The organism is Paenibacillus liaoningensis (assembly GCF_059609455.1).
In genome coordinates this window covers 191,903-205,397 of record NZ_JCAALU010000002.1, presented here as the reverse complement: position 1 = coordinate 205,397, position 13,495 = coordinate 191,903, and the positions used below count along the sequence as shown (strand labels likewise).

12 protein-coding genes and 1 pseudogene are annotated in these 13,495 nt (G+C 46.3%); 11 read left to right on the top strand and 2 right to left on the bottom strand.

The genetic code is table 11. From position 1 onward, the window contains the following. Positions 1-110: 110 nt before the first annotated feature. From AC6B99_RS03595 to AC6B99_RS03580, 4 genes and pseudogenes are all read left to right on the top strand, one after another. Positions 111-863, top strand: a complete 753-nt coding sequence (locus tag AC6B99_RS03595; protein ID WP_496662770.1) for a barstar family protein — start codon at positions 111-113, stop codon at positions 861-863. 214 nt (positions 864-1,077) lie between these two features. Continuing rightward, positions 1,078-2,076, top strand: coding sequence for a helix-turn-helix domain-containing protein (locus tag AC6B99_RS03590; RefSeq protein ID WP_056034205.1), 999 nt, complete (start codon positions 1,078-1,080; stop codon positions 2,074-2,076). 110 nt (positions 2,077-2,186) lie between these two features. Further along, positions 2,187-3,200: an ABC transporter substrate-binding protein gene (locus AC6B99_RS03585; RefSeq protein ID WP_494879748.1), complete on the top strand. Its 1,014-nt coding sequence runs from the start codon at positions 2,187-2,189 to the stop codon at positions 3,198-3,200. A 409-nt stretch (positions 3,201-3,609) separates the two neighbouring features. Then, positions 3,610-3,798 (top strand): annotated as a pseudogene (locus tag AC6B99_RS03580) (IS66 family transposase); the annotation flags it as partial. Between the two features lie 306 nt (positions 3,799-4,104). Here the strand turns inward: AC6B99_RS03580 and AC6B99_RS03575 are convergent. Further along, on the bottom strand, positions 4,105-5,601 hold the full coding sequence (locus AC6B99_RS03575) for an alpha/beta hydrolase family protein (RefSeq protein ID WP_056034198.1): 1,497 nt from the start codon (positions 5,599-5,601) through the stop codon (positions 4,105-4,107). A 174-nt stretch (positions 5,602-5,775) separates the two neighbouring features. On the opposite strand from AC6B99_RS03575, the gene AC6B99_RS03570 reads away from it, so the two are divergent. Both AC6B99_RS03570 and AC6B99_RS03565 read left to right on the top strand, forming a co-directional pair. Next, entirely contained in the window at positions 5,776-5,907 is a 132-nt protein-coding gene (locus AC6B99_RS03570) for a hypothetical protein (protein WP_496662769.1), read from the top strand. Positions 5,908-6,290: 383 nt separating this feature from the next. Continuing rightward, the gene (locus AC6B99_RS03565; RefSeq protein ID WP_496662768.1) at positions 6,291-6,686 is read left to right on the top strand and encodes an immunity 22 family protein; all 396 of its coding nucleotides are present in this window, start codon (positions 6,291-6,293) and stop codon (positions 6,684-6,686) included. A gap of 114 nt (positions 6,687-6,800) precedes the next feature. On the opposite strand, the gene AC6B99_RS03560 is transcribed toward AC6B99_RS03565, so the two are convergent. After that, complete coding sequence (locus AC6B99_RS03560) at positions 6,801-7,955, bottom strand: DUF6688 domain-containing protein (RefSeq protein WP_494879754.1); 1,155 nt, start codon at positions 7,953-7,955, stop codon at positions 6,801-6,803. 271 nt (positions 7,956-8,226) lie between these two features. Here AC6B99_RS03560 and AC6B99_RS03555 point away from each other — a divergent pair, with 271 nt between their 5' ends. From AC6B99_RS03555 to AC6B99_RS03535, 5 genes are all read left to right on the top strand, one after another. After that, positions 8,227-9,741, top strand: coding sequence for a sugar ABC transporter ATP-binding protein (locus AC6B99_RS03555; protein WP_496662767.1), 1,515 nt, complete (start codon positions 8,227-8,229; stop codon positions 9,739-9,741). Positions 9,742-9,824: 83 nt separating this feature from the next. Next, complete coding sequence (locus AC6B99_RS03550; RefSeq protein ID WP_496662766.1) at positions 9,825-10,886, top strand: ABC transporter permease; 1,062 nt, start codon at positions 9,825-9,827, stop codon at positions 10,884-10,886. 2 nt (positions 10,887-10,888) lie between these two features. Next, the gene (locus tag AC6B99_RS03545; protein ID WP_056034188.1) at positions 10,889-11,881 is read left to right on the top strand and encodes an ABC transporter permease; all 993 of its coding nucleotides are present in this window, start codon (positions 10,889-10,891) and stop codon (positions 11,879-11,881) included. Positions 11,882-12,023: 142 nt separating this feature from the next. After that, positions 12,024-13,076 (top strand): rhamnose ABC transporter substrate-binding protein, encoded by a 1,053-nt coding sequence (rhaS, locus tag AC6B99_RS03540; protein WP_496662765.1) that lies wholly within the window; start codon positions 12,024-12,026, stop codon positions 13,074-13,076. Positions 13,077-13,107: 31 nt separating this feature from the next. Next, on the top strand, positions 13,108-13,434 hold the full coding sequence (locus AC6B99_RS03535) for an L-rhamnose mutarotase (protein ID WP_494859479.1): 327 nt from the start codon (positions 13,108-13,110) through the stop codon (positions 13,432-13,434). Positions 13,435-13,495: the final 61 nt, after the last annotated feature.

Below are 13,495 nucleotides of genomic sequence, written 5' to 3'. Positions count from 1 at the left end.
ATGGCTCGCTTGAATTTGCATTAAATCATGAGTAAAGGATATCTAGACTATTTCCAGGCCCATTGTATCTAGAAGGTGGGAAGAAATAAGTCAAAGCTTATGGAGGCTATATGTTTTATAAATTTTCTTTAATAGATGCTGAGAGTGACTTAATTATTGGAAACTCTTCTGAACTTATTGGCCTGACTGGAAACTGTATTGAGAAAATGGATAGTGAGGTTTTTCATAAAATAATTCTGAGAAATTTTCGATTTAATGATGAGTTTAAGGAATATTGCAAGAAAAACAAAACATATATAAATAATTTGTATCTCACTATACTAAATAATGAGGGGATCCCAATAGGATCTTACTATTTAATTTTAAAAGAGCCTCAATATTATTTCAGGTCCGAGTTTAGTGATGGTAGGATTGAGCTTGAATTAATTGGGGAATTGTTACAAGTGGCAGCGGAAGAAGATTTAGCGATTTGGGAGATGCGAAGATCGTCACTTACAGAAAAAAACGTATGGACAACGTTATCAAAAGAACAGCGAATAGGATGGATAGAAGTTGCCCGATTACATTACAATACAAGCCATAATTCTCAAGATCAACAAAATGGAAAGTATTATATTGATACAGCCAATGTAACAAATTCTTCTGATTTCTTCTGTGCACTTGGTGAGGCTATTAACGGCCCAGGTGGTTACTATGGTTATGATATTAAAAGTCTTGAGGATTGTCTTTGTGGAGGTTTCGGTGCAGCGCCACCATTTGTTATTTATCTGCTTAATGTTAATAGTAAGTGGGAGAAAGATAGTTTTGTTCAACAATTAAAGGAAGTATTTTCTGTAAGAAATGTAGCATTAGTCTGTAATTAATTTCGTCTGATATAGTTAAAAAACAGACTGCGGCATATTCCGAAAATTTAACTATATATGAATTGCAATCGAAGAAAGGAGCTAACATGAATTTTTCAATAACAGAGCTTATTGTTGTACCCATCCAAAATGAATTATTTATAAAGGCAAACTCGATCATTCACAATTTTTCCAGACTGTTTGACGGTCAGGGCGCGACCACACGGGGTTTATTATGAGAGCTGAACATCATGGCATCATTAATCGTTATTTTAATGTCTTATCCTCACCACAACGTTACGATGAAAAAATGGATGAAATACGGCTCGATTCAGTGATTGGAGAAGGAAAAATAAACCGTCTCATTACCCATTCTGGCATTGAATGCATTGAATCAAATTTAAATTTTAATAAACGGCGTATTGTAAGTTTTCAATCCAACGCGGCGATGGTAGAGCTTAGTTTTTGTTTTCAAGGAAATGCAGAGGTATGTGTCTCGGATTCAGCCTATGAATTAGAACCGAACTGCTGCACACTGCAATTTATGAAAGATTTTCAGGTATCGTTCGATTATGGAAGTCAGTCGAAGTTGCAGACAATGGCCATCGGTATCCCTCTGTTCTTGTTCGATAGCTATATGCAGGAAGTGGGAGGGAGAACGAAAACAAGTTTTGCAGACATTTTAGGAACCCGTAGTTTCCGAATGTTTCGAACAAGTATAGGTCCGGAAACGTTGCAGATTCTCAACCAGTTGCGTAATTTCCCTAGTAGCTCATCCATGCGCAGAATGTATGTCGAGAGTAAGGCCTTGGAATTGTTCTCTTTATATTTTGAATCTTTATTATTTGAACGAGACCAAAAATATAGACCGAGCCGACTCTCTAGAAGTGATCGCGATAAAATCAAGAAAGCGGAAGAGCTTCTACTATCACATATGGCTGATCCCCCTTCGTTGATCGAGCTTTCGCGGATGTGCGGGGTAAATGATTTTAAGCTGAAAATCGGATTTAAAGAGCAATTTGGTAAAAGTGTATTTTCCTATTTGCGGGATAAACGGATGGAAAAAGCTTGGAGCTTGCTGCGTTTTGAAAATATGAGTGTTAGCCAGACCGCGCAAATTGTGGGCTACAGCAACTTCAGCCATTTTGCTGAAGTGTTTCGTAAATCTTTTGACTGCTCTCCGTCGGACGTAAGGAGGGAACGGCATAAGCAACACATCGTGATAAAGCCCTGAAAAAATCCGTTAAACCGTTATTTTCTCCGTCGGCTGGTAGCTTGTCTGCGGTTGTCGATATATGCTTAATCGGTGATTGAAAATGATTATCATTCGAGAGGGGCATATTTGTGTTAAGGAAATCCTTTTTTGTGCAACTAACTTCAATTGTCATGATCTTGCTAATGGCTGGGTGCAGTAGTTCGGGCTCAGCAACAGGCAATCAGCAGGCTGCAGATACTCAGCAACAGCAACCAACAGCCTCCGCTTCTGCTTCACCGTCCGTGTCACAACAGGGTGAGGGCTCTGCAACACGCATTGTTACTGACGCAAGGGGGGAGCAGATAACGATTCCCGCTAATCCGCAACGAATTGTGGATATTGCAGGAGCAACAGAGGAACTGCTGGTTTTAGGTTTCCAGCCGATTGCTAGCGGAAATACAGATATGGCTGATCCCTCGCTCTTTACCCCTATTGTGCAGGCGAAGCTGGATAGCAAAACTTTAAACACAGGGTGGTACAATACGGAGACCAATCCAGAAATCATTATGGAGGCGGCTCCTGATCTTATTTTGGCAGGTCCCCCTCAGGCACCGATCTATGATAAACTGTCCCAAATTGCTCCTACAGTATTAGTGCCCTATAATTTCAGCTCTTTCCGGGAACGATTTGCGTTCGTGGCGGATGTGCTTGATAAAAAGGATGAAATGTATGCATGGCTGAAAGAGTACGATGCTCGGGCTGCACAACTGCATGACGAGATTAATAAGGCTATTCCTGATGAGACTTTTGCCATCATTGAAGCAACAGCAAAGGAAGTGCGAATCTATTCCACAACTGGAGTTGCTGATATTATTTACTCCGACTTGAAGCTGCCCAAAGCACCGGGTATTCCGGATCCGGACAAATGGGGAGGCAAAGTTACAAGTATTGAAGGATTGTCCACTTTAAACCCGGATCACATTATTCTTATGTCAGAGAGTGAAGAAAATGTGCTTAAGGACAGCAAGATTTGGAGCGGATTAAAAGCTGTAAAGGAATCTCAAGTCTATCATCTTTCTACGAGACAGAATTATAATGAGGCTTTTACCGCACTAGGAAAACAAGCACTGCTTGAACAAATTGCAAACGATATACTAAAATAAAATGATATTACAATCTAGATAGCAAAAAGAGGGTGCCTGAAGCCGATATATGGCCGGGGCACCCTTTTTGCACGCTTCCTAATACGTAAGCGTCAAACTCTCCACCCCTTCAACTACTAACCTAGCTATGAGATCATGAGATTAACCTGAATACGGAGGGTAACTCATGAATGCCAAAGAACAACGCAGACAAGATTGGCACACACGTATCGCTGCCTATCGGGCAAGTGGCCTCACGATGAAAGCTTAGTGCTCCGCAAATCATTGTTCTGTCGAACAATTGAAATATTGGCTGTACAAAATAAAGCGTGTATCATCCTCAGCTATTCCAGATCCAAAGACTTCCCCCGTATAGTTTGTACCTCTTGCCACTGTAGATCCACCTGGCAGCGTTTCTCCTTCTCTAATATGGCTCAAGCAACAGCGCTCTCAAACACTGCTGAAGAGTCTGTTTGGAAAAGCGATTGCGTACAGCCTGAATCAGTGGGGGAAATTGACTTCCTTCCTGAAGGATGGTCCGCTCGAGATCGATAATAATCGCAGTAAGCGCTCGATCAAGCCATTCGTAATCGGGAGAAAGAACTGGTTATTTGCGAATGATACTGTTCCGCTGTCTTCCCGTAGTCATGATCGTGGGCATGACAGTAAAGAACAATGTCTATTCGTTCCTGATGATTGGTAGATCGCCCTTTGCTAAAGGTGGTAACGCTGATGTTATGTTTTTTTTGCTACTTCCACACGGCTGCTCTGCCCTGCTTTTAACTCCTGTATGATGGCTAGTTTCTCAATCGCATTGTATTCGTTCTTCTTAGACAAAGGAAAACTCCCCTTCAAGTAGCGGTTTATTTATTAAACCTGTTTACTTGAAGGAGAGCATATCAAAATCGGTAGCCTGTTCCGTAATTTATAGTGAGGTTAAGAACTTCACCTCCGGAAAGCGGCTATCCGGTCCTTTCATTAAGATTCCGCCTTGATTTTTCAGATGCATATCGAAGAAATCCAGCATATAGGCATTGATAACGGAGTTCGCTCTTTCGGGCGCAATCTTTCCTGTAATGCCCAGCATTTTGAAAATCGGAGAAATGAACTGTACGTCGGCAAAATTCAAATGCTCCGTATTTTCGATATAGAGGACTTGTCCCCCTTCGTCGACCGTTTCGCGCATCCGTTCAAGCTCCAACTTTTTATCTTCCGTTACTTGATCCTCCCACTCTCTTGTTGAGCCCATACGGTTAAGCTCTGCATCCGTGTAGACCCGGTTATCCATCACCATTTTTAATTTTTCAGAATAGCTTTCCGAGTTGATGAACAAAAACGGCTTTCGCAGACCCTCTCTGTCACGCAATCGATAAAGCCCTCCATCAAGGTCTATTCCAACCGCGATTCGCGGATCGTAAGAAGCGTCATAGGCCGTCGCTCCGCCGATGGAATGACCGAATACCCCGACATGACCGAGATCAATCCTCCCTTTTAGATGACTTGGAATCTGCCCCGATTGGATGAGCTCGAATTGGTCCAGCGCAAACGCCACATCGTCGGTTAGAACTTTTCCCAACTTGTCGCGATTTCCTCTACTCGTCCGGTAATCATGGTCGGGCGAGAATAAGTCGTTGGTTGTGCTGGTCGTGATTCGACCGTCCGGAAACTCGGTTGCAAATGTATTGTAGGTGTGGTCGATCACTGCCACGATATATCCGTGACTCGCGAGATTTTCGGCTTGCGACGTGTGGAGGAACCTGGAAGAGCCATTGCCGGGATTCGCAAGGATCAGCGGGTATGAAGTCTGTGCCGAAGAGACTTCGGCCCCCGAATAAGCATGACTGGATACGTACTTCAGGTGTTGAAAAGTAAACCCGGGAAGGCCATAGTTCGCGGCCATATAACGTAAAATCTGGGTATCGGGAATAAAGGGAGCGTACTTGCCGGTGCCAGCCGGATACCATACCTGAACCATCAATTCCCTCTTGCCTGTCGCGGTTTTGCCAAATGTCTCCTCCCGGCTTGGATCGATGAAATGAAAGACTTGCGTGCCTACCTTCAACTCGCCGGTTGGCGCCGGAAAGTCGAATACGGGAAACACATAGAGGAAGCACCCCGTTGCGATTAGCCCAATCACGATAAAAAGGCGGCCCAGCACCCTACGGATTCGCGAGGCAGTCCGAACGACTTTCGGCGTTATGAAAACGTCTATAAGCGAAAGCATAAGCATCAGGATCGTAAATCCGTATAAAAATAAAAGCTGAACCCTGTATCCTTCGACAAGCAAATGTATCACTAAAAAAATGGAGCCTGCTCCGCTTGTCAGGAGCAAAGCTGATCTTCGGATACGTTGATTGAAAATGAACAGGAGTGCCAACAAACAAGCACTTGAAAAGAATAACAGCATTTCAAAAAACCTCACGCCAACTCCCCCTTAAAAATAGTCCTATCAATGAATTAGTATAGAGGAGCAGATAGGTTGATGCCATTGATCTAGATGACAATTGCCTTACACTCTTGTAAGGTTGCGCGACGATGGCGCAGAAAACGGCATGTAATGTGCGGATTCCTGTCTTTCGGCCGGGGTTGTTTCGGTGTGCGGTTTCGGAATGGTGAGGATGAACGGAAATCGCAGCATACAATCTCTGCGCGATTTGCTCCATGGCCGCTTGCGAAGGATGAACCAGATCAATCGATTGGTTTTCCGGCGACGATCCAGGTGCTTTAGACAATCCCCTTGATACTTCGTAGTTTTTTAGTATAAAAAAGCGGCTATAAAAAATCATGAAATAATAACTGACAAGCTAAATGCTCATGGATCGTGGGTGTACAACAACTATTTGTTAAAATGGAGTACGAGGTTGAACTCGATTATGAGGATGATTACATGGGACACTTGTTATATCTTTCTATGTAATTGTTTTAGAAACAAAAGAGCCATTCAGAGTTAAAATTAGATATCATAATGTTTATGATCTCACATTACAAAAATCAACAACTTTATCTTTAACAAATGCTTTAATCATTCATGATTTGAAGGATGAGGAGGGAAGAAGTGCTTATGGATTTCAAAGAAGAAAATATTATCGAGAAGCTACAGGAGGGACTATCATGGAAAAAGCAGGTTATGCTTCATTATGGCTGGGGAAGCTGGACTCGGAGGAGCAGCTCGATGTTCTGCTTGAAATTAATTATACCGATGATGGAGATTCGGTTCCTTCTGTCTTCGCGGGGCATTTTGGGATCGAGTGGTATGACGATGGTTTCAGGGAAGCTGAATTTTTCGCAGAGGAAGATCGAGGTGGCGATGCAGCGAATTTGCTAGCAGGCTTCTCCTATGAGGAGGAATTGATTCCGAAGTTTGCCGCTTTACTAAAAGGCATGACTTTGGATGAAATTAATACCGTCATTATTCTGTACAACTTCGAGTATGGTGGCGAACGGGGGAGCTATCAAGATACATCCACACAGCTGGAGTTTATTGGAAGTGTGCCGTACCAGGCATAATGACAGCATATGTCCAATGAATCCAACCTATTTGTTTTAAAAAAAGAGAGATCAGCCTGCTTTTTTAAGCAAAGCTAATCTCTCTTTTTCATTGCTCTTTTTATTGTCAAAAGGCTATTTTCGCAGCTCGCTGTATTGCCGATGAATACGGTTTTCTGGGTTCCGATCGACCGTATACAATACGGCGAGGAAAATCCATTCCAGCGGCTTCATCAGCAGGTAAACGACATCGGCAGACCACGGCTGATTGATGTGCTTACTGAGCGGATAGCCGTATTTGTCATAGCAGCGGCGGATGATTTTGTGCGTTCGCGGCGCGTACTCTTCAATAATATTTTCAAAAGCATTCGCAACCAGCAGCTGGCGGTTGACGACGATTCTGTTGCCGTGCCGAAGCCCGGCACGCAGTGGCTTGACGATTTTACGATGCCCCCTCACCGAAACGGTGCATAAATAATGACCGTCTCCCGGCACGAGAATCGGCGGAGGGGCTGGCAATTGCGAATAATGAAAGCTGCTCGTTTCGAGAAATACACGGATGAAGCTATCTGGACGCTGTCCGAACAGGACAAGCGGCAGCTGGACGATTAGCATGACAGGGAAAAATGCAATCGACCAGAGCAGCGGCAGCCGGTAATATTTTTGGCGAAAATAGTCCATGAACCGCAGCCATTTGCTGCTGTACACAATCTCTTCTTGCTGGGCGCTGTGCATAAACGCATTGGCGGAATGCTTAAGCTCAGCTGCATACAAACCGATTAAGCAAGCGAAGCCTAAATGCAGCAAAATAATAGGAGTGGCTCCAGCGGAATCATCGCCGTAATGGCCGAAGCCAGTATGCGAAAAATAAACGATAGCAAATATAACATTGGCAATTAAGAGGACAGATGCTGCTGTGTATAGAAGCGGTGACAATGCTCCTCTGTTACTTTTCAACCCCCAGTAAGCGAAGGCGCTCAAAATCATGCTGCAAATAATGGTCACAACATAATCATTGGAAAGGGTAGCGTACGCATCCCGAAAGTGTAATGTCCGTTCCAATTGATGCAGCGGCAATCCACCTGCTACACCGTGGTCGTTTAGAAGAAAGCCTGCACATAGAAACACTACCATTGCGATGAAGGACAGCAGCTCCATTATTTTTACATGCACCTTTTTAACGGATGTACGCTCATCTATAATCCAGCTGCGAATCATGAGAGCAATGGAGCTGATTGGGAAAAGAAAGAAGGCAATAATTAAAAATAGATACAAAATCAAGCGGTTCACTCCTTAAATTATGCGGACAACGGTGATGTAACGCCGGGCAGTCTCGCAATCTCATCCTTATATCCTCTCATATTTACCCAATTTCGGTCTAGCGAACTCAAAAATTTTTTCCAAAAAAACCGATTTAAAAAAAAGGAATCGCGCACAACATGTCGAAATGATAAATCAACGAACATGAATAATCACAAAAGAAAGTAAATAAACATCTAAAGCGTCACAAAAAAGCTATTTCATGTTTGCTTTAAATAAGCTGATGAATAGGAGCAAGCCGATGGAGCCATATGTTTTGGAATTGAAAGCGATTACAAAAATCTTTCCCGGCGTTAAAGCGCTGAGCGATGTTTTGTTCCAGTTGAGACCCGGCGAAATTCATGCGCTAATGGGTGAAAATGGAGCAGGCAAATCGACCTTCATTAAAATCATTACCGGCGTGCACGCGCCCGATGAAGGTGAGATGTACGTGAATGGGCAGAAGGTGAAGTTTCAAAACCCGAATGACGCGAAGCGCCTCGGCATCGCTGCGATTTACCAGCATGTCACCTGTTATCCGGATCTTAGCGTGACGGAAAATATTTTTATGGGGCATGAAAAGGTGCAAAAAGGCACGCGCCGCATCCGCTGGAGCGAGATGCACAAGGAAGCGCAAAAGCTGTTGGATGACCTTGGCGCAAAATTCAGCCCGCGTACACTGATGGGCTCGCTCAGCGTAGCGGAGCAGCAAATCGTCGAAATTGCGAAAGCGCTATCCGCCGATGCGAAAATCATCATTATGGATGAGCCGACAGCGGCGCTCACGAAGCGGGAGAGCGAGGAGCTGTACCGAATTACGGAGCGGCTTCGCGATCGGGGAGCTTCGATTATTTTCATCTCCCATCGCTTCGAGGATATGTATCGACTGGCGAGCAAGGTGACCGTGTTCCGCGATGGCAAATATATCGGCAGCTGGCAGGTCGATGAAATTGACAATAAAGATTTAATCGTCGCCATGGTAGGCCGGGAAATTACCCAGCTGTTTCCGAAGACGGAGGCAAAGCTGGGGGAGGAAGTGCTCCGTGCAGAGGGGCTGGGCAGAACAGGCTATTTTGCGGATATTTCTTTTTCGCTGCGGCGCGGAGAAATATTAGGCTTTACCGGACTTGTAGGCGCAGGACGCACAGAGGTATTTCAAAGCCTGTTCGGCATTGAAGCGTATGACAAAGGGAGTGTGTTCGTGAAGGGCGAGCCGGTGCGAGTAGATAATCCGCAGCAGGCGATGAAGCTTGGCATTGGCTACTTGCCGGAGGATCGGCAGAAGCAGGGGCTGGTGCTGGACTGGGAAATTTCACGCAATATCACGCTGCCCGCATTGGATCGCTTCGTCAGCAAAGGCTCGCTTGATACGGGGAAGGAAGAGGCGGAAGCAGTCAGGCTGGCGCAAAAAATGAACGTCAAGGCGCCAAGCATTTACAATCTGGTCAGCTCGCTATCTGGCGGCAACCAGCAGAAGGTTGTATTTGCCAAGCTGCTGACGGCTGATCTTGATATTCTCATACTCGACGAGCCGACGAAAGGTGTAGATGTTGGGGCGAAATCAGCCATTTATGAAATTATTAGCACCTTGGCGGGGCAAGGCTACGGCATCATTATGATTTCCTCGGAAATGCCGGAAATCATCGGGATGTGCGACCGGGTCGCCGTTATGCGTGAGGGCCGAATGACGGCGATGCTCGGCAAGGATGAGGTGACGCAGGAAAATATTTTGCAGGCGGCGATGGAAAGTCGCAGCCCGGGTGTTGTGCTGGCGTAGCGGTGGTGAGCTAAAGCAAGAACAGTCTGCTGCTAAGACGGGACGATACGCAAGCGTTATTTTTGAACGGGGAATATTCCATTATGAACGAAAAGGGTGGGACGGCAATGGCCGAGACAAAAATGGCTGCCAAGGGGTTAGTAAACAAGCCAGCAGAGAAGCAGTCGCTGAGCGCTGTGGTCGCGAAGTTTCGCGAGCTGGGATTGCTCGGGTTTATTATTGTGCTTTCACTTATCGTGCAGCTGCGCAATCCAAGCTTTCTAACGCTGGAAAATATGAACGACATGATTACGAATACGGCGATTTTGAGCATTTTGGCGGCGGGCATGATGCTCGTCATCATTACGAGAGGCATTGACCTGTCAATTGGAGCGACGCTTGCGCTGTCGGGCATGATTGCTGCCCTGACGGTAAATGCGTTCCCGGAGGTCAATCCGCTGTTTGCAATTGTGCTTGGAACGGCTGTCGGGCTAGTGTGCGGCGTCGTACTGGGGTTTCTCATTGCAAAAATGGGCATTCTCCCGATTATCGCCACACTCGGCATGATGAACGTGTTCCGCGGACTGACCTTTATGGCCAGCGGCGGCAAATGGGTAAGCGCCCATCAAATGCCGGTCAGCTTCAAAGCGATTGCAACAGGCTCGATTTTCGGCATCAATACGCTGATCGTCATTGCGGTCGTCATTTACATCGTATTTTATTATTTCATCAATCACACCCGTACCGGCAGACAGATTTACGCGGTGGGCAGCAATCCGGAATCGGCGAAAATCAGCGGCATCCGCAATGATCGCATTTTATGGCTCGTTTATTCGATTATGGGCGGTTTATCTGGTCTAGCCGGTGTGCTATGGGTATCCAAGTTCGCTTCTGCGCAAGGCGACACAGCTATGGGATATGAGCTAAGCGTAATTGCGGCCTGTGTACTCGGCGGCGTGAGCATTGCGGGCGGCTCGGGCAAAGTTTCCGGTGTTATCCTTGGCTCGATCTTGCTCGGCATTCTTAATAATGCGCTGCCGCTTATTAATGTATCGCCTTTTTGGCAGACGGGCATTCAAGGCTCGATTATATTGATCGCCGTTATTACGAATGCGCTCGTTAAACGGGGCGTTGACCGCAATAACCTCATGAGGAGGAACATTTAACGATGGAAACACGAGTCATTTCGGGCAGCCGGGCCTTTTCATGGAAGCGCTTTTTTATGCAATGGGAATGGATGCTGGTGCTGATATTTATTGCCGTAAACATTATGAATATGAATTTGTCCGAGTATTATTGGAGCTTTGACAGCCTGCGGGATGCGACGATGACGTTTCTTGATAAAGCGTTTATCGTTCTGCCGATGGTGCTTATCATCATTCTTGGGGACATTGATATTTCTGTAGCATCGATTGTTGCGTTATCCTCCGTCATCATGGCGGACTTATATAACTCGGGCGTTCCCATGCCGCTGGCAATGCTGATTTGCCTTGGCGTCGGCGTCGTATGCGGCTTTATTAACGGCCTGTTAATCGTCAAGTTCAAGGAGCTTTCCTCGGTTATCGTGACGCTGGCAACGATGATTATTTATCGCGGCATCGCTTATATTTTGCTGGAGGATCAAGCGGCAGGCAAGTTTCCAGAGTGGTTCAGCTTTCTTGGCTGGGGCTACGTTGGCCCGGTTCCCTTTATTCTCATTGTATTCGCCGTATTCGCGGCGGCGTTCATCGTGCTGCTGCATCGCACGACCTTCGGGCGGCGCATCTATGCGATGGGCAACAATTTGACAGCGAGCCGCTTCTCGGGTATTCGCGTCGATCGGATGAAAATTATCGTCTTCACCTTGGCGGGCTTGATGGCGGCAGTTACGGCGCTGTTTCTCACCTCGCGCATGGGCAGCACGAGACCGAATGTAGCGACAGGCTATGAGCTGGATGTTATTGCGATGGTTGTTCTTGGCGGCATTAGCACAGCGGGCGGCAAAGGGAGAATGATTGGCGCGATTTTGGCCGTGTTCCTGATCGGCTTCCTGCGCTACGGCCTTGGGCTCGTCAATGTGCCTGCGCAAATGCTGCTTATTATTCTCGGTCTGCTGCTCATCGTAGCGGTTATGCTGCCGAAGCTTAAGCTGTCTTCTCCTGCAAAGAAGCCAAGCCGCTAAGCGCAATGCACGGTAAACGGCTGCATTTTTAACAGGAGCGGGCAGCAGAGAGAGAAAAGCGTTTCGTTTGCGGCAGCCTGCCCGGCTCATCCGGGAAAGATGCAGCTTTTTATATACAAATGATAAAAGGGAGGCAATACAGATGAAAAAGGTTTTAGTGACATTTTTGACAGTAATCATGATGTTAACGGTTTTAGCTGCATGCAGCACTTCAACGAACAAGCCAGCAGGGGAGTCCAGCGGCGATACCGGTGCGAGCGGCGGCAAGAAGAAATTTGCCATCATCTTTAAAAATACGGGCAACCCGTATGGCGAGAAAGAAATGGAAGGCTTTAAGCAGGCGATTGAGGAGCTGGGGCATGAGGCGATTTTGAAGGCGCCGGATCAGCCGACTGCGGAAGCGCAAATTCAAATGATCGAGGAGCTCATTTCGCAAAAGGTTGCGTCTATCGCCATCGTCGGCAATGATCCCGACGCCTTGCAGCCTGCACTGAAAAAAGCGATGGATCAAGGCATCAAGGTGCTGTCGCTTGATTCCGCAGTTAATGGGGAAAGCCGGATGGTGCACATTAACCAAGCAGACCCTGAGCGTATTGGGCGTGTGCAGATACAGGCCATTTCCGATATGATCGGCGGTAAAGGGCAAATTGCAGTTCTCAGTGCAACTTCGCAGGCGACGAACCAGAACACATGGATCGAATGGATGAAGAAAGAGCTGGAGGACCCGAAATATAAAGACATCGAGCTAGTGAAGGTCGCTTATGGCGACGATCTGCGGGACAAAAGCGTATCGGAAACAGAGGCGCTGCTCAAATCATATCCAGACCTGAAAGGAATCATTGCGCCAACGACAGTAGGGATTGCTGCTGCAGGCAAAGTGCTTACCGATAAAGGACTGACGGGCAAAGTTCATTTGACGGGCCTGGGCCTACCAAGCGAAATGGCGGAATATATTGAAAGCGGCGTGAGTGAATGGATGTACTTGTGGAATCCGCTTGATGTGGGCTACTTGTCCGGCTATGCGGCTGACGCGCTGGTGAATGGCACCATTAAAGGCGAGGTAGGTGACAAGTTTACAGCAGGACGCCTCGGTGATAAAGAAGTGATCGTTGACGTCGGCGGCACGCAAATTATGCTCGGCGATCCATTCAAATTTGATGCTGCAAACATTGCAGAGTGGAAGGAAGTCTACTAAAACAGGGCCGGGTTAAAAAGGAGGAAGCATCATGGCACTCAGCAATAAATATGCCTGGAGCTGGCAGGTGAAGGAGGAATGCTTGGAGGAATATGTCCGGATGCATCTTGATCCGTGGCCGGAAATTATGGAAGAGCATCGCAGTGCCGGCATCTCCAACTATTCTATTTTTCAAAATGGCACGCAGTTTTTCTATTGCTTTGAGTGCGATGATGTGGCAGCGGCCTTTGCCTATATTGCAAAAAGCGATGCTTGCAACCGCTGGAATGCCCTTACGTCCAAAATGGTTCAAGGATCATTTCATTTGGAGCAAGCCGAGCCGATAAAACCGTTTCGCGAAATTTTTTTTCTGAAATAGCGTTTTAAAGCGATCCGCCTCAGCCCTTGCCGTTATGCGATTTTCAAGGTAAAGTGTTGCC